The organism is Photobacterium galatheae (assembly GCF_000695255.1).
In the GTDB taxonomy this organism is placed as follows: domain Bacteria; phylum Pseudomonadota; class Gammaproteobacteria; order Enterobacterales; family Vibrionaceae; genus Photobacterium; species Photobacterium galatheae.
Genome location: NZ_JMIB01000015.1, coordinates 44,949 through 71,254, shown reverse-complemented (window position 1 = coordinate 71,254; position 26,306 = coordinate 44,949). Strand labels below are relative to the sequence as shown.

Genomic DNA, 26,306 nt, shown 5'->3' with positions numbered 1-26,306 from the left:
GCGGCTCAGTGATTACTGATAAATTGACTGTGCCGATAACCCTTTCGAAAAAGCGCTATCAATTGGTCACTCAGTTCACTGATAAAATCTTTTTGACTGTATCATTGTCGAGTGCCCACACAGATTGCATGGTCAAATTGTTAAAGAACTTTGCCAGACTCGCGATTCGCTCGTCGTGGACAGGGCGGCCATTCTATCGAAATGAAAAACTGTGTCAAACACTTTTTTCAATCTATTTCAGAACAACTTTCCTTTGAACCTTTGGTTTTTAGCTTTCTTGGCCGTAAACCCGTTCAGTGAGGCGGCATTATAGGGACTTTCTTTCAGGGCGCAAGCGCATTTTTGAGATTTTTTTGATTTTTCTTTTTTTTGGGCAAAAGTTAATCAAAAACGGCTTTTTTCACCCATTAAAGTGCTTTAAATGCCTCGGAAAACGCAGAAACACGCCGCCAGTCTGTATATTCCACTTCTTTTGTCGTATCGGTTTCACCGCCGGTCATGCGCATGATGAACTGAATCATGGTGCGATCGAACCAGTTATACCGTGGATACCGTAATGCACCAGCGAAAACTTCCAGCAACATAGGCTGCCAGACTGACTTCTTCAGAAACTTCTGCATATAGACGCTTGTTTCCGGCGTATCTTTCCCCGGCTTGCGGGCGGTCAAGTTCACGCAATAAAAAGCTGCTTTTTGTGCGGCCAACGATTCATGGTGACGTTCAATAAACTGATAGAGTTTTTTATTTAAATGCCCGTAACGCACAGAAGCACCGATCAGCACTTTGTCGTATTCGCTGAAGTTTGGCGCTGGTAGCTGATGGATATCTTGTATATCACAGTGATAATCCACACCCAGTTCCTGCGCGATATATTTGAGGATTTTGATGGTCTGCCCTTCACAACTTGAATGCAGCATCAGCACCTTTTCCATAGTTTCTCCTTAATTGCGCCAGAATGTCGGGGTACACAAGACCAGTAGCGTAAAGATTTCAAGGCGGCCAAACAACATCGCGACAATCAGTGTCCACTTGGCGGCATCATTGACCTCTCCAAAATGCACGGCAACCTGTCCAAGCCCTGGTCCGAGGTTATTCAGCGTCGCAGCCACCGCAGAAAATGCGGTCAGTTCATCCATTCCGGTTCCCACCAAAACCAGCATACAAACGACAAATACCAGCGCATAGGCAGAGAAAAAACCCCAGACGGCATCGACTACACGTTGCGGCAAAGCCTTATTTCCAACTTTGATGGTGTACACAGCCCGCGGGTGAACCAGACGTTTCAGCTCACGTACCCCTTGAAGGAACAGCAGCAAGACACGGATGACTTTGATGCCGCCCCCGGTCGACCCTGCGCATCCACCAATAAAAGAAGAGAACAGCAAAAGCACAGGAAGAAAAAGCGGCCATTCTGAAAAACTGGTCGTTGTAAAGCCAGCTGTTGTCGAAATGGATACCGTCTGGAACAGCGCCTGATCCAACGTTGACCACCAGCTATCATAGGTCTGATGCTTCATGAGTAAGCTGTAACAAATCATCAGAAGAATCAGCTGAACCACCAGGAAAGCTTTAAACTCAGGATCCCGAAAATAGGTTCGCACGTGCAACCCCCGACTGGAGAATGCCGCGAAGTGCAGTGAAAAGTTACAGGCTGAAATCAGCAGGAAGAGTACGGTCACCATATTGATCGCCGTACTGTTATAGTGGCCGATACTGGCATCATGTGTCGAGAACCCACCAATAGCGACCGTCGAGAAACTGTGGGCAATGGCATTAAACAGATCCATCCCTGCGGCCCAGAAAGCGGCCGCACAGGCCACCGTAAGCGCCAGATAGATAAACCACAGGGTTTTCGCTGTCTCTGCAATTCGAGGTGTCATTTTACTGTCTTTGACGGGACCCGGAATTTCAGCCCGGTACAGCTGCATGCCCCCGATGCCCAGCACAGGCAGAATCGCTACGGCCAGCACAATGATTCCCATCCCACCGAACCATTGCAGCATCTGCCGATAGAACAAAATTGCTTTCGGGAGGTGATCCAACCCGACAATCACGGTCGCCCCGGTTGTCGTCAGAGCAGAGAAAGATTCAAAAAAAGAATCCGTCAAAGACAGATCCGGCGTTTTAGACAAAATAAAAGGCACCGCACCGGCGCTGCCAATCACCGTCCAGAACAACACGACAATCAGGAAACCATCGCGCGCCTTCAGTTCCCGCCGGTGGTGACGGTTGGGTAGCCATAAAGCAGCCCCCCCGGCCAGCAAGATAAAGAAAGTCACGACAAAGGGAAAACCCGCACCATCACGGTACAGCAGCGCGATCAAAGCCGGCACCAGCATGGTGACACTAAACAATGCCAGCAGCAGGCCAACAATACGGATAATCGAACGAATTTGCATAATCTTTAGCGGGCGCTCTTCATTTTATTCTTTTAAGAAGGTTCATCTGCGTCCTGAATTCGAATCTGGCCGCTACTGCGATTCATTAACATGACTTTCAAGTTCTCAACCTGACGGTTGTCGAGCTGAAGCGTCATCCTGACATCGACACCGTAATCCGCATGAACCACTTCAGCACCATGCTCGGCCATCACGGCCTCCAGCAACGGCACCTGATTATACGCACAGCAGATAGAAAGTGCTGAAGTAATCACCTTTTCTTTGGTCATCAGCACAGCAAGCGCCTGCTGCACACCACCACCATAGGCTTTCACTAAACCGCCGGTTCCCAGACGAATCCCACCGTAGTATCGGGTAACAACTGCCGTGATTTCTCCGACCCCGGATCCGCTCAGTTGCGCCAAAATAGGTTTACCTGCGGTTCCCGAAGGCTCTCCGTCATCACTGAATCCCCACAGCATGGAATCTTCTGGGCGGCCCGCCACAAAAGCCCAACAATTATGACGGGCATCGGCATGACGGGTTTTGATTTCCTGAACGAAGGCTTTGGCGGCATCCAGACCCGGTGTATGCGCCAGATAAGTCATAAAACGGCTCTTTTTGATTTCTTCTTCAAAAATCACCGGTTCTGCAGGAATAAGGTATGGAGCCTGTGCCATGTCTTTGCTTCGCTTCATATAATCGAAAGTCGCAAGAATAACATAACCCTCCGCACAGATTCACAACACAAAAAAGGAGCCGAAGCTCCTTTTCATCTGTCTCAGTTGCATCCTGTTTACTGAGGCTGGTTCAGTTGACTGTTCAGCTCCAGGGTCACCTGCTCAACCTGATAACTGTTCTCCAGCGCCTGCAAGACAGGCAGAAGGTTACGACCGGCTTCGGCTTTCAGCAGCGCAATCTCACCACTGGCATAAACCAGTTCCAGTTGATGCTGTGCAGCAAAAGCCGATGCATCGACGTCTTGCCCGAGGCGAATCAGAAAGCTACCGGTTACCTCAACGGTCTCACCGACGGTGTCGAGTGTCAGCAGCTGATCGCCCTTACGCAATACAGCATTTTCAGCCGATGCCAAAGGTGCCGACAGAGAACGCTTCTGGCGTGTCTTGGGTTGGTGATCCGCCAAACGTTGATAGGCAACACCGTTGAGGATCAAGGTCCCTGCGCTTGCTTCCGTTGCTTGCTCAACCGAAGGCAATGCGGCCAATGCCGGGGTAACAAAAAGCAATGAAGATAACATGACAATGGTTTTCATGATGATTTACCCCTCATGACCGAAGAATCGAATATCCCAGGATTTCAGTACACCATCCTGAGTGTTATTGGCCTGCTGAACCGTGATCCCTTCTCTGTCAGCCGGCTTTGCAATCCAGCTGGAGACCTCTTTATTCGTATCCCGAACCACTAACTGCCAGCGCCCTTGCGAAGACTCACCATAGAAATGATTCGACAGCAGCAGTTGCTGTTCAAAACCGGCCACCCGGTTGCTGATCGACTGCCCGACCATCCCTGTGCGTGGTGACATGATGACACTGCGGGTACCAGACGGAGAAATCAGCTCAATCGCCAGGTCCTGAACACGCTGGTGATCAATATCTACCTTCACTTGTACCGCCTCGACGACAAAGTCTTGCGGCTGGTTGAACGCACTGACAGCACCATGCAAGGTCGCATCCTGGATCGGTGCTTGTGCCGTTACACGCTGCCATGGCGTGATCGACAGCGGTGGTAATGGTGTATCGTAGTCCAGCGCCATCGCCACGGCACCATCAACGTTCACACGGCCAAAACCATAGAAGTTATGGAAATCATAGCCCGCAGCATTGGTCTGCCATCCCGGAATAGCCTGATAGGTCGTTGCTTCATTGGCGATATTCTGGAATGTCAGGCTGACCCCGGCCTGATTCGGATCGACTTTCGTCGCCGTAGACGCAAGAATATGCTTCACATCACGCCAGTTCAGATTCGGATTCGCCGACATCACCATCGCAACTGCACCCGATGCATTCGGTGCCGCCGATGACGTTCCGTTCATCGTGCCATTATACTCACAGCGCGGATCCAAAGCCGTGCCACCGTGCAGTGCATTGTTGGTCCGGGTCAGGGTGTTGTAACCCGCATCACAGCCACTCACATCTGTGGTAATCATTGCCGGAGAATCCGTGCCATATTCACCGCCAGGTGCTGCAATAAATACGTTCGCGCCGACTGATGAATAAGAGGAACGCTGGCCATCCGCATTCACTGCCGAAACCACCATGTTCCAGTAGTTGGCATTATCCGAGGTAATATTACTGTCCTGCATGGGCAGGCCATTGTTTGGTGGCCCGATCCGGTTCGGATCATAGTAATCACCGGGCAAAATCCGCGTGCGGCCAAGCGAGGTAAAACTCATGGTAAAGCGGTTATAGCTGTTCCCCGCTGATTTCACGAAAAGGCTGCCGAGCCCCTGATGAGATTCGCGCGTCACACGCTCATAAACCTGCTCTCTGAGGGCGGTATCCAGGTCATTAAGATCATACTTCCGAGGAAATAAAGAAGACGACCCATAGCTCTGGTTGAACACCCGTACATCAGCAGTGTTTTCCGCTTCACCATGCGACAGCAGCCAGGCTTCCATCGACTGATTATTGAGCCAGTTGAACCCTTTCAGTCCGGCATACGGTGCCACACCCCGACCACCAATACCATTCCAGCCTGCCGCAGCAGCGATACCTGCAACCGCAGTACCATGCCCGTCGGTTGGATCGTCTGGTGAAGGGTCATCATCGTTATTCACCACATCCCGTGAGCCAGGACGGATATTGGGGGCCAGATCCGGATGGCCAATTTCAAGACCATCATCCACGACTGCAATGGTGACACCCTGACCACGTACACCAATCGCATGGCTCACGTACAGGTTCATGTCCTGCCCGGCCGTACCGGTTGAGCGGGAGAATGCCGCCTGACCATGATTTTGCAGGTGCCACTGATGCGGATAGAGCGGATCTGAGGGCAAATCATCCTGAACCCAGGACCAGTCGGCACTTGGATCCAAAACCGGTGCCGGTTTGGGCAAAGTCACCGAATGGGCAACCGTCGGCACCAGAGCCGCCGTAACCAATACAGGCAATAATTTCAGCGCTGTCTTCATTCATATATCCTTAATAGTATTCACTCCATTGATATTCCGGTCATGGAATACACTCTGGATGTATACTGATAACAGTCGCAATTGCTACCTGAAGATGAGAAAAAAGATAAACAGAATGAAATACCTCGCAAAAGCAACCAATTACATCCAATAAATCAGCCACGAATAACCCAAAGAAGATTCGGCGCACATCACCTTTTGCAACACACCCACATCAAGGTTTAAACAATTGTTTAAAATAGGTGTTGAAATCCCTTTACAACAAGTCCAGACTAATCTTTAACCTGGTTGCAGGTCGAACCAGTCAAAATCAAGCCGGCAAGTGAACCGGTATTCACGGAGATAGAACATGATTTACCAAGGTGAAACCCTGTCCGTACGCTATCTGGAGGATGGCATTGCGGAAATCAACTTCAATGCACCAGGCAGCGTGAATAAGCTGGATCGCAAGACCCTGGAAAACCTCAGTGAAGCTATCAACGCGCTGTATCAGCAAACCGAACTGAAAGGTGTACTCCTGACTTCCGGTAAGCCTGCCTTTATTGTTGGCGCGGATGTGACCGAATTCCCTGACATCATGACGCAGGAAGCAGAGACCCTGTCCAGCTGGCTGGCAGATGCCAATGCCATCTTTAATCGCCTGGAAGATATTTCTGTGCCAACCGTGTCTGCAATCAACGGTTTTGCACTGGGTGGCGGCTGTGAATGTATTCTGGCAACAGACATTCGTGTTGCCGATACCACAGCGCTGGTCGGCCTGCCCGAAACCAAACTGGGTATCATGCCTGGCTGGGGCGGCTCCGTTCGACTGCCTCGCCTGATTGGTGCTGATCCGGCGATGGACATCATCGCAGCCGGTAAAGCGAAGAAAGCCCCTGAAGCCCTGAAGCTGGGTCTGGTCGATGCTGTCGTCGCCCCTGAAGCCCTGCACGAAGCGGCCCTGACCATGTTGAAAGACGCTATGGCTGGCAAGCTGGACTGGCAGTCCCGCCGTGCGCAAAAGCAAGCCCCGCTGAAACTGAACAAAATTGAAGCCACCATGAGCTTCACCATGGCCAAAGGTATGGTGATGCAGGTGGCTGGTCCGCACTATCCTGCCCCAATCACTGCCGTGAAGTGTATTGAAGAAGCCGCAGGCATGAGCCGCGACGAAGCACTGAAAGTCGAAAACAAAGGCTTTGTCGCACTGGCGAAAAGCGAAGTAGCACCGGCACTGGTCGGCATCTTCCTGAATGACCAGTACATCAAAGGCAAAGCGAAGCAAGCCGCCAAAGAAGGCAAAGACACACAACGTGCAGCCGTTCTGGGTGCTGGCATCATGGGCGGCGGTATTGCCTACCAGTCTGCACTGAAAGGCGTGCCAGTGATGATGAAAGACATCGCTCAGCCGTCGCTGGATCTGGGGATGACCGAAGCATCGAAACTGCTGAACAAACAACTGGAGCGCGGCAAGCTCAATGGTCTGAAAATGGCCAAAATTCTGGCGTCTATCCAGCCAACCCTGCATTACGCCGGCATTGAAGAGGCCGATGTGATTGTTGAGGCTGTGGTTGAGAACCCGAAAGTGAAAGCGGCAGTTCTGGCTGAAGTAGAAGAACGTGTGAGTGAAGACACCGTCATCACCTCTAATACTTCGACCATTCCAATCAACGTGCTGGCAAAATCACTGAAACGCCCGGAGAAATTCTGTGGCATGCACTTCTTCAACCCGGTTCATCGTATGCCGCTGGTTGAAATCATCCGCGGTGAGCACACCTCGGAAGAAACTATCTCCCGTGTTGTGGCGTACGCAGCCAAGATGGGCAAATCCCCGATTGTCGTCAATGACTGTCCCGGATTCTTCGTCAACCGTGTACTGTTCCCTTATTTTGCCGGTTTCAGCCTGTTGCTGCGTGACGGTGCTGACTTCACCAAGATTGATAAAGTCATGGAGAAGAAATTCGGCTGGCCAATGGGCCCTGCATATCTGCTGGATGTGGTTGGTATCGATACCGCGCACCACGCGCAGGCCGTCATGGCAGAAGGCTTCCCGGAGCGGATGGGCAAAGACTACAAAGATGCTGTTGACGTCATGTTTGAGAACCAGCGTCTGGGTCAGAAAAATGGCAAAGGCTTCTACGCCTATTCCGTGGATAAGAAAGGCAAACCGAAGAAAGATTTGGCACCGGAAGTGGCTGAACTACTGGCTCCTGTTGTCAGCCGAACCACTGATTTCAGCGACGAAGACATCATTGCCCGCATCATGGTGCCCATGATCAACGAAGTTGTCCGCTGTCTGGAAGAAGGCATTATTGCCACCCCGGCAGAAGCCGACATGGCACTGGTTTACGGCCTGGGCTTCCCTCCATTCCGTGGCGGTGTCTTCCGTTACCTGGATACCATCGGCCTGGCGAATTATGTGGCAATGGCTGATCAATTCGCTCATCTTGGTGCCGTCTACGAAGTCCCTGCCGGTCTTCGTGAAAAGGCAGAGAAAGGCGAAAGCTATTACAACGCACCCGTAAACGCTTAAGGACGAGGATAAACACATGAATAACGTCGTAATTGTTGATTGCATCCGTACCCCGATGGGGCGTTCTAAAGCTGGTGCATTCCGGAATAAGCGGGCAGAAGATCTGTCTGCCCATCTGATGAAAGGCCTGCTGGAGCGCAATCCTCAGGTCGAGCCAACCGCGATTGAAGACATCTACTGGGGCTGTGTGCAGCAAACCCTGGAACAAGGCTTTAACGTTGCCCGTAACGCTGCGCTGCTGGCCGGTATTCCACATACGGTTGGTGCAACCACAGTCAACCGTCTGTGTGGTTCATCTATGGATGCCCTGCATTGTGCCGCCCGCTCGATTATGGTCGGTGATGCAGAAATCTGTCTGGTGGGCGGTGTCGAACACATGGGCCATGTACCGATGAATCACGGCGTCGACTTCCACCCGGGTCTGTCCAAGTCTGTCGCGCAAGCCGCAGGCATGATGGGTCTGACCGCTGAAATGCTGGGCCGCATGCATGGCATCAGCCGTGAACAGCAGGACGCCTTTGCAGCGCGCTCTCACCAGCGTGCCCATGCCGCGACCATTGAGGGCCGTTTCAAAAACGAAATCCTGCCGACTGAAGGTCACGACGAAAATGGCGTGCTGAAGCTGTATGACTTCGACGAAGTCATCCGTCCGGAAACGACTGTAGAAACCCTGTCTGGCCTGCGTCCGGTCTTCGATCCAGCCAATGGTACTGTGACTGCCGGGACTTCATCAGCCCTGTCTGATGGCGCTTCTGCCATGCTGATCATGAGCGAGAGCAAAGCGAAAGAGTTGGGCCTGAAGATCCGCGCTCGCATCAAGTCGATGGCGATTGCCGGCTGCGATCCGTCCATCATGGGTTACGGCCCGGTGCCTGCGACGAAAAAAGCGCTGAAACGTGCCGGCCTGACGATCGACGACATCGGTATGGTTGAACTGAACGAAGCCTTCGCAGCGCAATCTCTGCCATGCGCCAAAGACTTAGGTCTGCTGGACATGGTCGATGAAAAAGTGAACCTGAACGGTGGTGCCATTGCACTGGGCCACCCGCTGGGCTGCTCCGGTACGCGTATCTCGACCACGCTGATTAACCTGATGGAACATCACGATGTCAAATACGGCCTGGCGACCATGTGTATTGGTCTGGGTCAGGGCATTGCGACCATTTTTGAGCGCGTGGACGGCTAACTCGCTCTTCAACTTCACCAAGCCCGCACCAGTTGTGGGCTTTTTTTCGGTTCAATTTCAGGAAAAGTTGTCTGAGATTCAGATTTGGGACAACCTGACTGACTACACTCATGCTTTGCGCTTTTACTTCGCACGGAGAAAAACCATGTTTAAAGCACTGATCCTCAACCAGCAAGACAACAAAACACTGGCACAAGTTGGCGACGTCGATAACAACCAATTACCGGACGGCGATGTGACGGTTGCAGTTGAATTTTCCTCGCTGAACTATAAAGACGGGTTGGCCATTACTGGTGCTGGAAAGATCATCCGCCAGTTTCCCATGGTACCGGGAATCGATTTTTCCGGCACGGTGCAGACATCCACAGACAGCCGCTATCAGCCAGGCGATAAAGTCGTTCTGACCGGCTGGGGTGTCGGTGAAAATCACTGGGGCGGTATGGCTGAACTGGCCCGGGTGAAAGCCGACTGGCTGGTCCCCTTGCCTGCCAATCTGACCTGTGAGCAAACCATGGTCATCGGCACCGCTGGGCTGACCGCTATGCTCTGTGTTCAAGCGCTGGAAGATGCCGGTCTGACCCCGGATTCAGGTGAAATACTGGTCACTGGCGCCAGTGGTGGTGTCGGCTCAGTTGCCGTGACGCTGCTTGCCAAACTGGGTTACCGCGTTGCAGCGGTGACCGGTCGCGCTTCACAAAATGGTGAGCTACTCAAACAGCTCGGCGCAACCACCATCGTTGAGCGCAGCGAACTGGAAGAAGCGGCCAAACCGCTTGAAAAACAACGCTGGGCAGGTGCGATTGACACCGTCGGCAGCAAAATGCTGGCGAAAGTGCTGAGCCAACTCGACTACAACGGTGTCGTCGCGGCGTGCGGGCTGGCGGGTGGCTTTGATTTACCCACCACTGTCATGCCATTCATTTTGCGCAATGTTCGCCTGCAAGGGGTCGATTCGGTTTACTGTCCTTATGAAAAACGTCAGCAGGCATGGCAGCGACTGAGCGAACTACTGCCAGCAAGTTTTTACCAGCAAGCCGGCCAGACGGTCACTCTGGAACAGGTACCGGAATTGGCCCAGGCCATTATTCAGGGTCAGGTGACCGGTCGTACCCTGGTGAAATTGTCATAAACGATCAGACTCAGGCTCAAAAACTTCATCCGGACGAACCGGGTGAAGTTTTTATCTGCGACCAGCAGGTAAAAAAAATCCCGCCATAATAGCGGGGAAGCCCAAGAAAACTGGGGGAGTGTAGTAGATGTGAAAGTTAGCTTTCCTCTTCCTCAAGCTCCGGAGAATGTGAGAGCTCAAGCCAGAGTCCAATCGCTGCGGCGACCAGACCCGCCAGCGAAAAGACAGTTAATTCGTCTACGTTACGCAGTACAATCGAGCAGAAAGCGATAAAGCACAGCACACAGTAAATAGTCAGTCTATCCATCTGAGTAATCATCCTCGCCTCCCTGTGATGACAACAAAGTTAACAACTTGTTAACTAAGTTACACATAATTGTTACCTTTGCCAACCCCTGGTTGATTATTTATTATCCATGAGTATGATCTGGCTCTCATTTACGATATGGCACGACTATGACCACGAGCACAACCACGAATTTTGATTCCGCCACTCACAGCCTGGAGGCACAAGGACTGCGTTGTCCGGAACCGGTCATGATGGTGCGAAAAACGGTCCGCAAGATGGCCGAAGGCGAAACCTTGCTGGTGCTGGCCGATGATCCGTCAACGACCCGTGATATCCCCAGCTTCTGCCGTTTTATGGATCACACCCTGCTGGCCGCGGATACCGAGTCCCTGCCATATCGCTTTCTCATCCGTAAAGGGAAGGCATAAATTGAATCAGGCAGCCTAACGCTGCCTGATGACATTTTCATTGCGCTGATTCAAGACTGGACTGAATCGCACATATTCGCTGACCTTACAAGCCGAATGCCGCCCCTAGAGCCAGCAAAGAAAATAAGCCTGCCGTCACTTTGCGAATCAAACCCAACGGCATTTTATCGGCAGACAATTTGCCAATCAGAACCACCGGCACATTGGCTAATAACATACCAATCGTCGTTCCCAAGACAACCAACATCAGCCCGTCATGGTATTTCGCACCCAGCATGGTCGTTGCCACCTGAGTCTTATCGCCAATTTCAGCGATGAAAAATGCAATAAAGCTAGCGATAAAAGGGCCGCGACTGGAAATCGACTCGTCATCATCCAGTTTATCCGGGATTAAAATCCAGCCTGCCATGGCAATAAAGCTCACGACCAGCACCCACTTCAGGACTTCCGGTGATAAATAATCCGCCACCACAACGCCTAACCAGGCAGCCAGGGCATGATTCAGAATCGTGGCTAAAAAGATCGCCAGAATAATGGGAACCGGTTTACGGTAGCGGCTGGCTAAAAGCAACGATAACAGCTGGGTTTTATCCCCAATTTCGGCCAGTGCGACAGTAGTAATGGAAACAGCTAAAATGCTCACGACATGCTCTTTGGGGCGAGGATAATTATTTTAAACCAAAGACAAACAGACATGCCCCACCCCGGTTCATATCGATTTGCCTATGGTCTCGCCAAACTGACCGGAGAGATGGTCAGTCACAATCACCATGAAGATTTTGCTTCAATTATGTTGATGATTGTTCCGTCAGAACGGAAGGCTACTCCCCAAAGGAAACGGCATGATAGCCAGAACCCTGTCGGGATTCAAGTGATCAAAAAGGGAAGCCGAAGCTTCCCTTGGAAAAGTGAGATGACGCAAGATGCGATTAAGATTCCAGTGGACTCAGCACAATCTCAACGCGGCGGTTTTGTGCACGGCCCTGAGCGTTCGCATTCGAAGCAATCGGGTGTGCTTCACCCATACCTTTCGACAATACGCGCTGAGCAGCAACACCACTACGAACCAGATAGTTACTTACTTCACTGGCACGAACCTGAGACAAACGCAGGTTGTATGAATCAGAACCAGAGCTGTCGGTGAAACCGTAAACATTCAGCTGTGTTTTATCGTACTCATTCACCACCGTTGCGACATTCTGCAGTGCATTCATCGCCTGCTGGCTCAGATTCGACTGATCGACACCAAAAGTAATAGCATTGGGCATATTCAGCACAATCTGATCACCATTTCGGGTCACGCTGATCCCGGTTGATTCCAGTTGCTGACGCAGCTTGGTTTCCTGCACATCCATGTAGTAGCCGATACCGCCGCCCAGTGCCGCACCGGAAGCCGCACCAATCAGCGCACCTTTACCCCGGTCTTTTTTACTGGATGAAGCCACACCGATCGCCGCACCGGCCACAGCGCCAATGAGTGCACCGCTGGTTGATTTCGCCGTCTGATCTTCACGGGTATAAGGATTCACCGTTGTACAACCTGTCGCCACCATTGAAGTAACACCAGCGAAAAGGATAGCGCGTACCCACTTACGTGAAGCCGCAGAAGTGTGTTGTTGCATGCTTGTTCCCCATTAAATGTTCATCAGCTCAGCAAGACGCCCGTTTCAACTGAGCACTATCTTGCTGCATTGTAGACAAGACTGTCCATCGGATATCAAAAGTCTGTCAATTTTTTACCCTGTTTCTGCTTATGGCGGAAGTCTGATGACAAAAATTTACACACGCGGTCATTATGAGCAAAAAACGTGCGCGGCCCCTACTCCCACAAAGCCAGCCAAGGTATACTCGATTGTTATCTTTTCTACTTATATCAACGGATCTCGTGAAGCTGACAATGCAAAAATACGACATTAAGACCTTTCAGGGCATGATCCTGACGCTTCAGGATTACTGGGGCAAGCAAGGTTGTACGATCGTGCAGCCGCTGGATATGGAAGTCGGTGCCGGTACCTCGCACCCAATGACCTGTCTGCGTGCTCTGGGTCCAGAGCCAATCGCAGCTGCCTACGTGCAGCCATCACGCCGCCCGACTGACGGCCGTTACGGGGAAAACCCAAACCGTCTGCAACACTACTACCAGTTCCAGGTCATCATCAAGCCATCACCGGACAATATCCAGGAACTGTACCTGGGTTCACTGGAAGCGCTGGGCATTGATACTCAGGTTCATGATATCCGCTTTGTAGAAGACAACTGGGAAAACCCAACTCTGGGTGCCTGGGGTCTGGGCTGGGAAGTCTGGCTGAACGGCATGGAAGTCACCCAGTTCACCTACTTCCAGCAAGTTGGTGGTCTGGAATGTAAGCCGGTCACCGGTGAAATCACTTACGGGATCGAGCGTCTGGCGATGTACATCCAAGGTGTAGACTCTGTGTATGACCTGGTGTGGACCGACGGCCCGCTGGGCAAAGTCACCTATGGTGATATCTTCCACCAAAACGAAGTGGAACAGTCCACCTACAACTTCGAATACGCTGATGTCGACTTCCTGTTTACTTTCTTTGATCAGTGCGAGAAAGAATGTCAATCACTGCTGGAACTGGAACAGCCCCTGCCGCTGCCAGCCTACGAGCGTATTCTGAAAGCCGGTCATGCATTTAACCTGCTGGATGCCCGCAAAGCGATCTCCGTCACCGAGCGTCAACGCTATATCCTGCGTATTCGTAACCTGACCAAACAAGTCGCTGAAGCCTACTATGCCTCTCGTGAAGCGCTGGGCTTCCCGATGTGTAAAAAAGACAAGTAAGGATCCCGCATGGCTGACAAGAATTTTCTGATTGAACTGGGTACTGAAGAGCTACCACCAAAAGCCCTGCGTACGCTGGCGGAAGCTTTCGCCGATAACTTTGCGGCTGAACTGAATGCAGCAGAACTGGCCTTCGGGAACATTGAATGGTTTGCTGCACCCCGCCGTCTGGCCCTGAAAGTCACTGCGCTGGCTGAAGGTCAGGCTGACAAAGTGGTTGAGAAACGTGGTCCTGCCGTCAGCGTAGCATTTGACGCTGATGGAAACCCGACCAAAGCAGCCGAAGGCTGGGCGCGTGGGAATGGAATTACCGTTGATCAGGCCGAACGTCTGAAAACCGACAAAGGTGAATGGCTGCTGTTCAAAGAAGCCGTCAAAGGTAAGCAAGCAACCGAACTTTTGTGTGAACTGGCTGCAGCCGCGCTGGCAAAATTACCGATTCCGAAACCAATGCGCTGGGGTGACAAAGAGACGCAGTTCATCCGCCCAGTCAAAACTCTGGTCATGCTGCTGAACGACGCGCTGATCCCGGGCACCATTCTGGGTGTGGAATCTGCACGTACCATTCGCGGTCACCGCTTCATGGGTGAATCGGAATTCAGCATCGAACATGCCGATCAGTACCCAGCAATTCTGGAAGAGCGCGGTAAAGTCATCGCTGATTACGAAACCCGGAAAGCACAGATCATTGCCGGTGCCAAAGAAGCGGCCATTGCCGTTGGCGGTATTGCCGATCTGGAAGACGAGCTGGTTGAAGAAGTGACCTCTCTGGTTGAATGGCCAGTCGTGCTGACTGCATCCTTCGAAGAAGAGTTCCTGAACGTTCCGGCTGAAGCGCTGGTTTACACCATGAAAGGTGACCAGAAATACTTCCCGGTTTATGACGCAAACGGCAAACTGCTGCCGAAGTTCATCTTCGTTTCCAACATCGAATCGAAAGAACCGCGTCATATTATCGAAGGGAACGAGAAGGTTGTCCGCCCTCGCCTGGCCGACGCCGAGTTCTTCTTCAATACCGACCGCAAGCGTCCGCTGGTTGACCGTCTGCACGAACTGGACAGCGTCCTGTTCCAGAAACAGCTGGGCACACTGCGTGACAAAACCGATCGCATCACTTCAATGTCTGGCTACATTGCCCAGCTCATCGGTGCCAATGTGGAACACGCTGAGCGCGCAGGTTTGCTGTCGAAGTGTGACCTGATGACCTCCATGGTGTTCGAGTTCACTGATACTCAGGGTGTCATGGGCATGCACTACGCGCGTCTGGATGGCGAACATGAAGATGTTGCCGTTGCCCTGAACGAGCAATACATGCCACGCTTTGCCGGTGATGAACTGCCAGGTTCTGACGTTGCTGCGGCAGTCGCACTGGCAGATAAAATGGATACGCTGGTCGGTATCTTCGGCATTGGTCAGCATCCGAAAGGTGCCAACGACCCGTTCGCCCTTCGCCGTGCAGCTCTGGGTGCCCTGCGCATCATGGTCGAGAAAGGCTATCAGCTGGATCTGGTTGACCTGATCCGCAAAGCCAAAGAACTGTTTGGTCACAAGCTGACAAACCACAATGTTGAAGCCGATGTGATTGATTTCATGCTGGGCCGTTTCCGCGCCTGGTATCAGGACGAAGGCCACACGGTCGATGTGATTCAGGCTGTGCTGGCACGCCGCCCGACTTCACCTTCCGACTTCGACAAGCGTGTCAAAGCGGTCAGCCATTTCCGTTCGCTGGATGCTGCTGAATCTCTGGCCGCAGCCAACAAGCGTGTCGGAAACATTCTGGCAAAATTTGACGGTCAGCTGTCTGCATCCATTGACAGCAACCTGCTGGTAGAAGACGCAGAGAAAGCACTGGCAAATAATGTTGAATCAGTCACGGCGAAACTGACACCAATCTTTGCCGCCGGTGATTACCAGCAAGCCCTGTCTGAGCTGGCAACCCTGCGGGAATCAGTCGATGCCTTCTTCGACAACGTGATGGTCATGGCCGATGACGAAGCATTGAAAGTGAACCGTCTGACCATGCTGAACCAGCTGCGCAATGAATTCCTGAAAGTTGCAGATATTTCCCTGCTGCAAAACTAACAGTCAGCTCGTTGACAGCAAAACATGCAAGAACGCAAAAGCCCGCACAAGCGGGCTTTTTTCAATCTGAACATCCGTCATACCCAGCAGAGCCACCGATGTTTCACGTGAAACTTTTTTGCCCTGCCTGTCTTCCCTTGAGCGAGCAACAAGCGACTCGCCTGAATCCATTCATCAAACCCAACTCAGCCGTATTCACTCACTCGATTCAAGCACTCAGAAGCAATCTATCTGTCAACCGATATCCTGTCAGCCGATATTGTTCCACGTGAAACACGACCCACCTCAAATCGCTTACTATCGGGCATCCATAAAATGGAGTGTGCTCAGTGACAGGTGATCCCAGGTCCAGTATTGTTCAGGCCGACTCACAATCCCGCCAACCCAATAGACAGGACATTCAGCCCTCACCTGCTGTGCCAAACAGCGACGGCCATGAGCTGTGATGACCAACTCTTGATTGAACCAGCCCTTGGGTTCACCGCGTGACGTAACAGTCATCAAGGGTGCTGTTCCCAAAGTCAGCGATTTGATTAACGCCCAGAACATCAAGTCGCCCAAAAATGGCAACGGCTCAACTGATTGATAAGCTGAAAACAGATCCGAAAAAGCCAATGGCTGATCAGCCTGCTGCAAGACCTTGAGTGCCAGTGTTTGGGTGAGACTCAAACCCGAGTTACAGTGCGGTAGCTCCTGCAAATGTCTGATGATGACGTTCCTGAGATTCGGAAATCCGGCAAGCTCAGTTGCATGCAATAAAGCCACAAGTGGCTGCGGCGTCGGCGCACAAAACGCCTGCCAGATCAGACGGGCCTGACATAACTTAGACTGGCTGATATTTTGGCGTTGCTGCCAGAGGGATCGAAGCCCTTCTGCGGGGAGCTGACCCAAACCAATAAAGCGATCATGCCCGGGAAAACAATCAACCTCAATCAGTTCAATCCGTCGTTGTGTGGATGTCGGTACATCAGCCAAAAATGCCAACAGTCGGATCAGCATCAATTGATCATAGTTGTCATGTTCAACCCAAAAGACCAAACGCTGATAACGCTCACTTCGGATCTGACTCAGCTTGGATTGTGTCTCCTTCACAAGTTGCTCAGCCGCCGGGCACTCACCTGTCTCACTCAATAAAGTATGGCGAATGAAGTCAGCACGGCGCATCTCAAAATCAGTGCTTGAAGTTAAAGGGCCGATACAATACGGAGCGATGAATGGCAGAAAATCCCCTGCGAAACCCGCTTCCCTGAGCCTGTGCTGTATGTCATGACCACATCGTAGATGGAGCGTGGGCATGTCATTATCCAGTGGATTGCTCCCCTGTTCCATCAATCGTCTGTGCTCACTGAGTGAATCAACATGCTGCTTGAGTTGGCTCCAACTGGGAAGCCCTAACTCACGCGCAATCACAAACTGAACATCAGCCAGACGGATCGTTTCTGCACTGAGTTGATGAGGTTTGGGATGATGGCTCTGAACGGTTTGCAACGCCTCAGTACTCCCCTGACGGATAGCTTTGAGTCGTTGCTTCGCCTGAGATTTGAGAGCGCTCAGGTTGAGCGAAAAGGCATTGTGTGGATGCATAACTTCACCATTCTCATGATTTCTGTACTCGCCAAACAGAAGAGAAGGTAAACATAACATGTGGGCTGCCGAAGGCAGCAATACCATTCACCCTGGATCCTATCCTTTCCGCGAGCAGGCAGCGTGGGCGACGCTCGTCAAGCTTACAACAGAAACTGGAGAAAACAAGGGAATATCAGAGCCCGAAGCATCCCACCAAAAACTTTGCGATACAACCGAGAAACATGCAACGCAACCGCATTCATGGCAGTGTGCTTCATCTAAACTTATTCATAACAAGCATGCTTTCTTCGGTGTTTCACGTGAAACCTACCCGAAACACATCGTGAGTTTTGGGTGGCTAAAGTCACTTTCACTGTTCGTATCATTGATGTATGTTGTTTGACTCACCCACAATAAAAATCACAAACAAGACACACGCTGAGGTCGAAGCAAGATGGAGTTTTCTACATTCGGTAACAAGTTTGCCCGCTACTCAGGCATTACCCAATTAATGGATGATTTGAATGATGGCCTGCGCAACCCAGACGCCATTATGTTAGGCGGTGGTAACCCGGCGCAAATTCCGGCCATGGTCGACTATTTTACCCAGCTCAGCCAGCACCTGAATGAAAGTGGCGAACTGGCGGCGGCCATGACCAACTATGACGGCCCGCAAGGTAAGAACACCTTTATCAATGCCCTTGCCGACCTGCTGCGTGAACGATACGGCTGGGAGATCAGCAGCCGTAATATCAGTCTGACCAACGGCAGCCAGAGTGCTTTCTTCAGTCTGTTCAATCTGCTCGCCGGTGATTTCCCAGATGGCAGCCACAAAAAAATCCTGCTCCCCCTCGCCCCCGAGTACATTGGCTATGCTGATGCTGGCGTTAGTCCGGATATGTTTATTTCCTACAGGCCAGAAATCACCCTGCTCGACAACGGCCTGTTCAAATACAACGTCGATTTTAAAGCGCTGAAAGTCGATGACAACGTCGGCGCAATTTGTGCCTCACGGCCAACCAACCCGACCGGCAATGTGCTGACCGATGAAGAAATCCGCCACCTCGATGAGCTGGCTCAGCAACACGGCATTCCACTGATCATCGACAATGCTTATGGCATGCCCTTCCCGGATATCATTTTTGAAGACGTAACGCCATTCTGGAATCACAATACGATTCTGTGTATGAGTCTGTCGAAACTTGGCTTACCCGGTGTGCGCTGTGGCATTGTCATCGCCAGTGAAGAAATCACGACGGCACTGGCCAACATGAATGGCGTTCTCAGCCTGGCACCCGGCAGTGTCGGCCCAGCGATTGCCAATAAAATGATTGAGCAAGGAGATCTACTGCGCCTGAGTGAGGAGGTCATCAAACCGTTTTATCAAGCTAAATCCCAGCAAGCGGTGAAATGGCTACAGGAAGCCATTCCTGATGCACGCTTCCGGGTCCATAAGCCAGAAGGCGCGATGTTCTTATGGCTATGGCTCAAAGATTTGCCTATTACCACCATGGAACTCTACCGACGGCTGAAAGCTCGTGGCGTATTGATCGTTCCTGGCGAATACTTCTTTATCGGACTGGAAGAAGACTGGAGTCATGGCCACGAATGTTTGCGCATGAACTATGTCCAGGAAGATGAAAAGATGCAGCGCGGCATTGCGATCATTGCTGAAGAAGTCGCAAAGGCATATCAGGAAGTTTAACCGCCTCAAGACCACAACACGATTCCGTCACAAACAGGGCAAATCACTGCCCTGTTTTTTTATCGTTTTTCCACCGTGCTGCTCGCTTTCCGATGATGCCAGATTTCAGCCCAGAATTTTCACTGTACTTCAGTGTGACACTGCATAGGAAACACGTCTGAACAAACAACAGCTATCTAGGCAACAGAGAGCGGTTGTCGAATCATGGTGACAAACTGGCTGTCCCGAGATGCTTCCTCAAAACCAAACCGACAGTATAATGCCGCGACAGGATTCCCAACCAAATACTGAAGCTGGCAAGGTAAACCTTCAGCATCGGCCAAAGTCATCACACCAGCCAAAACGGCGCTGCCAATTCCCCGCCCCTGCCATTCAGGCATCAAAAAGAAGCGACTGAAATGCAAAGAACGTTCGACAGCTTCACTCTCCTCAGCAATTACTTCAACACTTTCCAGTAACACACTGCCGATTGCTTTACCCTCGAAAAGAATCAATGAAGGTTTGCAAGCTTGCCACTCCCGAAGATGTAATTGGTACTGCAAGGGTTCGTCCCAGCCAAATATCCGTGTCACCGCTTCCCGTTCCGCCGCCTTTTTCAGCGCAAAGGCGAATGCTTCATGCTGTTCATCTGCTTCTATCAAGACGATCCCTCGCCTGTCACAGCACCTGAAATATGGGTCTTGCTCAGATAAGCAGACACGTGCCCTGTTGATGCTTTGACCCGTCCATTGTTGTTCCATGTTCTCTTCCTTACCACACACAACAAAAACGCAATCCTACCTTGCCACCTTTAGTTATCACAATCACACCTGCGACTATCCCATGGTGTTCCACGTGAAACATTCGAACACAAGCTCCCCTAAAAATAGGGTTTCACGTGAAACATATCCACGCCACTTGTCAGCCGCGAATAAAAAAGGCCAGCCCTCAGGCTGACCTTCCATACATCTTGAAACAAACTCAGATTCAGATATTGTCGTTGACCACGGTCTCTTCACGACCAATCAAACGCTGACCATTAATGGCGATCTTGCGTGGTTTCTCTTCTTCCGGCACTTCACGTTCCAGTTCGATATGAAGCAGACCATTTTCCATCGAGGCACCAATCACTTTGACATGATCGGCCAGTTGGAACTTCCGTTCGAAATCTCGCTCTGCGATACCCTGATACAGATAATGACGCTTATCTTCTGCATCAGCTTCCGCACGTTTACCGGTCACAATCAGTCGATTCTGATGCTGACTGATCTCAATTTGCTCTTCACCAAAACCGGCAACCGCCATTGTAATGCGATAATGGTTTTCGTCTTGCTGTTCAATATTGTATGGAGGATATCCACCATTGCTGTTATTCAGGTTCTGCTCCATCTGATTAAACAGACGGTCAAAACCAATGGCAGAACGATACAGGGGAGAAAAATCTAAGGTACGCATAATCACTATCCTTCTATGAAGCAATACTATTTACGGTGAAAAAACTGAAGCGGGTTTTCCTCTTGGACAAACCATTGAAGGCCCAAACCGATGGCACCTCCTGCTTCACAGATAGATATAAGGTCGTAAAAAAAGCATTCAAGGGGACAATGAAAAAAATTTTAGCGCACCTGTCACGTTCAAATATCGCTTGTAGTCTCCCGGCCTCAAGATGCACGCGGCGACAAGTGCAGGTTCCGGCGATATTGCCCTGGTGACTGACCTGTCCAACGTTTGAAGGCGCGATGGAAATTCGATTCACTGGCAAAGCCAACCAGATAGCTGATCTCACCCAATGCCAAATCCTGACGCTGCACATAATGCAAAGCGAGATGTTTCCGGCTGTTTTCCAAAATGCTTTTATAGCTGGTCTCCAGCTCGCTGAGTTTTCGCTGCAAATTTCGAAGGCTCATCCCCAGCGACGCTGCAACATCTCGCTGTGCCGGAGCGCCCAACGATAAACGTTCCAGAATTTTACACTTCACCTGATGAATCAAGTCATGGCGATCAATACGCGCCAAAAACTCATGGAGGATTTTTTCGTGCTCCTGTCGAATGGTGGCATTTCCTGTCAACAGTTGACGCCGGGCACTCAGTTTGTCGAAAGCAAGCGTGTTGCGCGGCTGCTCAAATTGAACCGGACAACGGAAAAAATCAGTCAGGTAGCCTGCCCCCTGCGGTAGTGCCGTATTCTGAAACGCAACCGCAGCAGGACTATATTCGGCAGCGATGACATCCCGAGCAAAACTGACCACCATCGCGAAAAAAACTTCCAGCTCCTGAGGCCGTAACAACAACTGTGGGTCTTCCCCCGGGGTCCGTAAGCTGACGTCCAGCACCAGTAAATCATCAGTTTCAATTAAACGCAGGTCACTGATATCACACACCACACGATGGTATTCCACCAGCTGTCGCAGTGCATCTTCCAGGGTATCTGCCGACATCATGGCGTAGCCCAGAATATGAAAGACGCCAGGATGGAAATAACGGGCGATCTGAACCGTAAAATCCTGAGCAGGAAAGTGGTGATTACAATAATCAATCAGCGCAGACAACTTCCGGATCGGCACCCGGATGTCCTGATTATGTAACTGATGAAGATCGAGATCGCACGCCGACAGTGCCTTTTCAATATCCAGACCCTGCTGCTGCATGGCTCGGGTCATCGGGATTATCCAGCTGCTAAGCGTTGAGTAATAGCCTTCCATGATGCTGACTCCACCTGACTGTTCGGGCTCACACCCATTTCCGTTCTCTGGCAACTGCTTTGCACGATTCAACAATAAATTGGCATGGGCAGCGATAGAAAAATATCTTAAGCCAGTTAAAGTGCATTGTTAATGCACGGTAACTGCCCGGTCTCACAATTCACGGCAGCAATCATGACGCCAGAGGGAATCAACCATGACTGACCAGCCCACTTCGATACATCATCCAGACACCCATCTCGTTTTCAATCAGCCTGCGCCACTGGAAAACTACAACGCCTACGATACTGATCCTGTGCTGAACTACTGGGTGACACAGTTCTCCGGCAACTGGGCAAATGATCGACTGTCTGAATTTGGTCATCACATCGGCCATGAACTGCTTGAAGCCGGTTTCCTCGCCAATCGGCACCTGCCAGAATTTCAACCGCACAACCGCTTTGGCTACCGGATCGATCAGGTCGATTATCATCCGGCTTATCATCAGCTGATGGCCCATGCGATCGAAGCCGGACATATCAGTCTGCCATGGACCCAGCCGCGGCCCGGCGCTCATGTTGCCCGCGCAGCGATGGCATTTCTGCACAATCAGGCCGATCCCGGCTCAGGTTGTCCGCTCACCATGACATTTGCCTGCGTACCTGCCCTCAGACACCAACCCAACATTGCTGAACAGTGGCTCCCGAAAATCCTCTCGACCCAATACGACGGCAGCAACAAACCTTACTTCGAAAAAGCAGGTGTCACCATTGGCATGGCGATGACAGAAAAACAAGGCGGCTCTGATGTCCGGGCCAACACGACTATCGCCACACCGGTGCAAGAATCCGGACCTGGACAGGTATACAGCTTGGTGGGACACAAATGGTTTTGCTCGGCCCCCATGTGTGATGCTTTTCTGGTGCTGGCAAAAACCGGTGAACAACTCTCCTGTTTTCTGGTGCCCCGCTGGCGGGAAGATGGCAGTAAAAATCCAATTCATATCCAGCGCCTGAAAAACAAACTGGGTAACCGCTCCAACGCCAGTGCTGAGATTGAATTTCGCGGTGCGCACGGCTGGTTACTGGGGGAAGAAGGCCGGGGGATCCGTACGATTATCGACATGGTCGCCCTCACCCGTTACGACTGCATGATCGGCTCCAGCGCCCTGATGGCCCAGGCTGCAAAAGAAGCCATCTGGCATACATCGGGCCGAAGCGTGTTCGGCAAGAACCTGCACGACCAGCCATTGATGATCAATGTGCTGGCTGATCTGGCACTGGAGGCCGAAGCCGCCCTGGCGATTACCCTGCGGATTGCCCATGCCTTGGATCACATTGAAAACCCTCAGCAGGCGGCGCTCATCCGCAGTGCGACGGCCATTGGAAAATACTGGATCTGTAAACGTGCAATTCAACAAACAGCCGAGGCAATGGAATGCATTGGCGGTGTGGGCTATGTCGAAGAAAATATGACCAGCCGCCTGTACCGGGAAGCACCGGTAAACTCAATTTGGGAAGGTTCAGGTAATGTGCAGTGTCTCGACTTACTACGCGTGCTGCATCACGAGCCTGACACCTTCAAGGCATTATTTAGAGAATTCGAAAAAGCTCAAGGAAGACACCCACTCTTTGATCAAAAGCTGGCTGCACTCAAAGCAGACTTTGCCGATCAGCAGGATATTGAAGTGCGGGCAAGAGGGCTGATGGAACAGCTCGCCCTAATCTGGCAGGCTGCCACCCTCTTCACCTATGGCGAACCGCAGATTGCCGAAGCCTTTGCACTGGCACGTCTTTCTAATCATCCGTCCCACCAGTTCGGGACTTTGCCACGAACTATCGATACAAAATTCATTGTCGAACGTGCATTGGTCAGGCTCTGACACCCGAAAAATATTACGGCGTCAGCCTCCCGAGCAACAGCACACATAAAAAAACGCCGCTCATTGAGCGGCGTTTTGTGTTCCGTCATCGGAAAAATTTATACGTCCAGATTCGCGTTCAGGGCGTTCTCTTCAATGAACTGACGACGCGGTTCTACGTGATCACCCATCAGTGTAGTAAACAGCTCATCCGCTGCCACTGCATCATTAATGGTCACCTGCATCATCCGGCGTGATTCCGGATCCATGGTGGTTTCCCACAGCTGATCCGGGTTCATCTCACCCAGACCTTTATAGCGCTGACGGCTCAGACCCCGAGTCGATTCTTTGATCAGCCAATCCAGTGCTTCCTTGAAGCTGGATACCGGCTGCTTACGCTCACCACGCTGGATATACGCAGATTCTTCCAGCAAATCACATAAGGCTTCCGACAGATCCGCCAGTTTCGCGTACTCTTTCGAGTGCAGCAGATCGTAGCTCAGCGGGTACTGGTAATCGACACCATGCGTACGCACAACAATCTTCGGCAACCAGGCGTCATGCTCGCTGTCCTGGAACAGCTCGTAACCGTAGTGACTTTCACCCGACTGTTTGGCATTCAGCGCATCGACGACGCCTTTCACCCAAGCTTCGACCTGTGCCTGATCTGCCAGTTTCTCTTCACCCAGTCGCGGCTGGTATGTCAGTTCATTCAGCAGCAGCGTCGGATAACGACGGCTCATCCGCTCAATCAGTTTCACCACACCGTTATACTGCTTCACCAGATTTTCCAGTGCCAGGCCAGTAATCGCCGGTGTGCTGTCACTGGTAAACAGTGAGGCATTTTCCAGCGCCAGTGCAATCTGGAACTGGTTCATGTCTTCATCATCTTTGATGTACTGCTCTTGCTTGCCTTTTTTCACTTTGTACAAAGGCGGCTGAGCAATATAGATATGACCCCGCTCAATCAGCTCCGGCATTTGACGATAGAAGAAGGTCAGCAGCAGCGTACGGATGTGCGAACCATCAACGTCGGCATCGGTCATGATGATGATGCTGTGATAACGCAGTTTATCCGGGTTGTATTCATCGCGGCCAATCCCGCAACCCATCGCAGTAATCAGCGTCGCGACTTCCTGAGACGACAGCATTTTGTCGAAACGGGCTTTCTCAACGTTCAGGATCTTACCTTTCAGCGGCAGGATTGCCTGGTTCTTCCGGTTTCGGCCTTGCTTGGCAGAACCACCGGCCGAGTCACCCTCCACAATGTAAAGTTCAGACAGCGCTGGATCTTTTTCCTGACAGTCTGCCAGTTTGCCCGGCAGGCCAGCCAGATCCAGTGCGCCTTTACGGCGGGTCATTTCACGGGCACGACGCGCAGCTTCACGGGCACGGGAGGCATCAATGATTTTGGTGCAGACAATCTTGGCGTCACTCGGGTTTTCCAGCAGGAATTCACTCAGCTTCTCACCCATCGCCGATTCAACGGCAGGTTTCACTTCACTGGAAACCAGCTTGTCTTTGGTCTGGCTGGAGAATTTCGGATCCGGCACTTTCACGGAAACCACAGCCGTCAGACCTTCACGGGCATCATCACCCGAAGTCGCGACTTTGGCTTTCTTGGCGTAGCCTTCCGCATCCATGAAGTTATTCAGGGTACGGGTCAGCGCGGCACGGAAACCGGCCAGGTGTGTCCCGCCATCACGCTGCGGAATGTTATTGGTAAAACAATAAATGTTTTCCTGGAAACTATCGTTCCACTGCATTGCGACTTCAACGGAAATCCCGTCTTCACGCTCAAACTCAAAGTGGAATGCTTTCGGATGGATCGGGGTTTTGTTTCGGTTCAGGTGCTCAACGAACGCACGGATACCGCCTTCATACATGAAGTGATCCTGCTTGTTATCGCGCTCATCAATCAGTTTAATCGACACGCCGGAGTTCAGGAACGACAGCTCACGCAGTCTCTTGGCCAGAATCTCGTAATGAAATAACGTGTCGGTGAAAATGGTATCGCTCGGCCAGAAACGGATCCGGGTACCGGTACGTTCTGAATCACCAATGACACCCAGCGGTGTCTGAGGTTCACCCAGATGGTACACCTGCTGGTGAATATGGCCGTGACGATGAATGGTCAGTTCCAGTTTGTCAGACAGGGCGTTCACCACGGAAACACCCACCCCGTGCAGACCGCCGGAGACTTTGTAAGAGTTATCGTCAAACTTACCGCCTGCGTGCAGCACGGTCATGATCACTTCGGCCGCAGACACCCCTTCTTCCGGGTGCATGTCTGTCGGGATCCCCCGACCGTCATCGCTGACTGAAACCGAGCCATCTTCGTGAATCGTCACCACGATATCTTCACAGTGACCAGCAAGAGCTTCATCGATAGAGTTATCGACGACCTCAAAAACCATGTGGTGCAAACCTGTACCGTCATCCGTATCGCCGATGTACATCCCCGGACGCTTACGTACCGCATCAAGACCCTTTAATACCTTGATACTTGATGAATCGTAATTGTTGGACATTGAGTTACTCTCGCTT

At 51.5% G+C, this 26,306-nt stretch carries 22 protein-coding genes and 1 riboswitch; of the genes, 9 read left to right on the top strand and 13 right to left on the bottom strand.

Features of this window, described 5'->3' with window-relative positions; translation table 11 throughout:
* Positions 1-407: 407 nt before the first annotated feature.
* The 5 genes from hemG to EA58_RS08185 all read right to left on the bottom strand — a co-directional run bounded on the left by hemG (position 408) and on the right by EA58_RS08185 (position 5,532).
* Positions 408-932 (bottom strand): menaquinone-dependent protoporphyrinogen IX dehydrogenase, encoded by a 525-nt coding sequence (gene hemG, locus EA58_RS08205; protein ID WP_036751255.1) that lies wholly within the window; start codon positions 930-932, stop codon positions 408-410.
* A 9-nt stretch (positions 933-941) separates the two neighbouring features.
* The gene (locus tag EA58_RS08200) at positions 942-2,399 is read right to left on the bottom strand and encodes a TrkH family potassium uptake protein (RefSeq protein ID WP_036751253.1); all 1,458 of its coding nucleotides are present in this window, start codon (positions 2,397-2,399) and stop codon (positions 942-944) included.
* Between the two features lie 32 nt (positions 2,400-2,431).
* Positions 2,432-3,058: a YigZ family protein gene (locus EA58_RS08195; protein WP_036751252.1), complete on the bottom strand. Its 627-nt coding sequence runs from the start codon at positions 3,056-3,058 to the stop codon at positions 2,432-2,434.
* A 116-nt stretch (positions 3,059-3,174) separates the two neighbouring features.
* Positions 3,175-3,651, bottom strand: coding sequence for a hypothetical protein (locus EA58_RS08190; protein WP_036751250.1), 477 nt, complete (start codon positions 3,649-3,651; stop codon positions 3,175-3,177).
* Positions 3,652-3,657: 6 nt separating this feature from the next.
* Positions 3,658-5,532 (bottom strand): S8 family serine peptidase, encoded by a 1,875-nt coding sequence (locus tag EA58_RS08185; protein ID WP_081819588.1) that lies wholly within the window; start codon positions 5,530-5,532, stop codon positions 3,658-3,660.
* A 349-nt stretch (positions 5,533-5,881) separates the two neighbouring features.
* On the opposite strand from EA58_RS08185, the gene fadB reads away from it, so the two are divergent.
* The 3 genes from fadB to acuI all read left to right on the top strand — a co-directional run bounded on the left by fadB (position 5,882) and on the right by acuI (position 10,359).
* Positions 5,882-8,044, top strand: a complete 2,163-nt coding sequence (gene fadB / locus EA58_RS08180; RefSeq protein WP_036751249.1) for a fatty acid oxidation complex subunit alpha FadB — start codon at positions 5,882-5,884, stop codon at positions 8,042-8,044.
* 16 nt (positions 8,045-8,060) lie between these two features.
* Positions 8,061-9,230 carry an acetyl-CoA C-acyltransferase FadA gene (gene fadA, locus EA58_RS08175; RefSeq protein WP_036751248.1) on the top strand — a complete coding sequence of 390 codons (1,170 nt, stop codon included), beginning with the start codon at positions 8,061-8,063 and terminating at the stop codon, positions 9,228-9,230.
* 145 nt (positions 9,231-9,375) lie between these two features.
* Complete coding sequence (gene acuI / locus EA58_RS08170; protein WP_036751273.1) at positions 9,376-10,359, top strand: acrylyl-CoA reductase (NADPH); 984 nt, start codon at positions 9,376-9,378, stop codon at positions 10,357-10,359.
* A 136-nt stretch (positions 10,360-10,495) separates the two neighbouring features.
* On the opposite strand, the gene EA58_RS08165 is transcribed toward acuI, so the two are convergent.
* Positions 10,496-10,666, bottom strand: coding sequence for a hypothetical protein (locus EA58_RS08165; RefSeq protein ID WP_371929360.1), 171 nt, complete (start codon positions 10,664-10,666; stop codon positions 10,496-10,498).
* A 149-nt stretch (positions 10,667-10,815) separates the two neighbouring features.
* On the opposite strand from EA58_RS08165, the gene tusA reads away from it, so the two are divergent.
* Positions 10,816-11,076: a sulfurtransferase TusA gene (gene tusA / locus EA58_RS08160; RefSeq protein ID WP_036751246.1), complete on the top strand. Its 261-nt coding sequence runs from the start codon at positions 10,816-10,818 to the stop codon at positions 11,074-11,076.
* Positions 11,077-11,161: 85 nt separating this feature from the next.
* On the opposite strand, the gene EA58_RS08155 is transcribed toward tusA, so the two are convergent.
* Positions 11,162-11,719: a TMEM165/GDT1 family protein gene (locus tag EA58_RS08155; protein WP_036751245.1), complete on the bottom strand. Its 558-nt coding sequence runs from the start codon at positions 11,717-11,719 to the stop codon at positions 11,162-11,164.
* Between the two features lie 93 nt (positions 11,720-11,812).
* Positions 11,813-11,911: riboswitch (yybP-ykoY riboswitch) on the bottom strand.
* Positions 11,912-12,005: 94 nt separating this feature from the next.
* Complete coding sequence (locus EA58_RS08150) at positions 12,006-12,698, bottom strand: OmpA family protein (protein ID WP_036751244.1); 693 nt, start codon at positions 12,696-12,698, stop codon at positions 12,006-12,008.
* Between the two features lie 275 nt (positions 12,699-12,973).
* Here EA58_RS08150 and glyQ point away from each other — a divergent pair, with 275 nt between their 5' ends.
* Together glyQ and glyS are read left to right on the top strand one after the other, a co-directional pair.
* Positions 12,974-13,885, top strand: coding sequence for a glycine--tRNA ligase subunit alpha (gene glyQ, locus EA58_RS08145; RefSeq protein ID WP_036751243.1), 912 nt, complete (start codon positions 12,974-12,976; stop codon positions 13,883-13,885).
* A gap of 9 nt (positions 13,886-13,894) precedes the next feature.
* Complete coding sequence (gene glyS, locus EA58_RS08140) at positions 13,895-15,967, top strand: glycine--tRNA ligase subunit beta (RefSeq protein ID WP_036751241.1); 2,073 nt, start codon at positions 13,895-13,897, stop codon at positions 15,965-15,967.
* Between the two features lie 297 nt (positions 15,968-16,264).
* On the opposite strand, the gene EA58_RS08135 is transcribed toward glyS, so the two are convergent.
* Complete coding sequence (locus tag EA58_RS08135) at positions 16,265-17,551, bottom strand: DUF1835 domain-containing protein (RefSeq protein WP_036751271.1); 1,287 nt, start codon at positions 17,549-17,551, stop codon at positions 16,265-16,267.
* A gap of 58 nt (positions 17,552-17,609) precedes the next feature.
* Between EA58_RS08135 and EA58_RS21540 the strand changes: the two genes are divergently transcribed.
* A complete protein-coding gene (locus tag EA58_RS21540) occupies positions 17,610-17,936 on the top strand; it encodes a hypothetical protein (protein WP_152547965.1) in 327 nt (108 codons plus the stop codon).
* Positions 17,937-17,987: 51 nt separating this feature from the next.
* Complete coding sequence (locus EA58_RS08130) at positions 17,988-19,238, top strand: valine--pyruvate transaminase (protein WP_036751239.1); 1,251 nt, start codon at positions 17,988-17,990, stop codon at positions 19,236-19,238.
* Positions 19,239-19,414: 176 nt separating this feature from the next.
* Here EA58_RS08130 and EA58_RS08125 read toward each other — a convergent pair whose 3' ends face one another.
* The 3 genes from EA58_RS08125 to EA58_RS08115 all read right to left on the bottom strand — a co-directional run bounded on the left by EA58_RS08125 (position 19,415) and on the right by EA58_RS08115 (position 21,919).
* Positions 19,415-19,978, bottom strand: coding sequence for a GNAT family N-acetyltransferase (locus EA58_RS08125; RefSeq protein ID WP_081819587.1), 564 nt, complete (start codon positions 19,976-19,978; stop codon positions 19,415-19,417).
* A gap of 226 nt (positions 19,979-20,204) precedes the next feature.
* Complete coding sequence (ibpA, locus tag EA58_RS08120) at positions 20,205-20,672, bottom strand: small heat shock chaperone IbpA (RefSeq protein ID WP_051641953.1); 468 nt, start codon at positions 20,670-20,672, stop codon at positions 20,205-20,207.
* A gap of 206 nt (positions 20,673-20,878) precedes the next feature.
* The gene (locus EA58_RS08115; RefSeq protein WP_036751237.1) at positions 20,879-21,919 is read right to left on the bottom strand and encodes an AraC family transcriptional regulator; all 1,041 of its coding nucleotides are present in this window, start codon (positions 21,917-21,919) and stop codon (positions 20,879-20,881) included.
* 196 nt (positions 21,920-22,115) lie between these two features.
* Between EA58_RS08115 and EA58_RS08110 the strand changes: the two genes are divergently transcribed.
* Entirely contained in the window at positions 22,116-23,780 is a 1,665-nt protein-coding gene (locus EA58_RS08110) for an acyl-CoA dehydrogenase family protein (RefSeq protein ID WP_036751235.1), read from the top strand.
* Positions 23,781-23,878: 98 nt separating this feature from the next.
* On the opposite strand, the gene gyrB is transcribed toward EA58_RS08110, so the two are convergent.
* On the bottom strand, positions 23,879-26,290 hold the full coding sequence (gyrB, locus tag EA58_RS08105) for a DNA topoisomerase (ATP-hydrolyzing) subunit B (protein ID WP_036751233.1): 2,412 nt from the start codon (positions 26,288-26,290) through the stop codon (positions 23,879-23,881).
* Between the last annotated feature and the right edge of the window lie 16 nt (positions 26,291-26,306).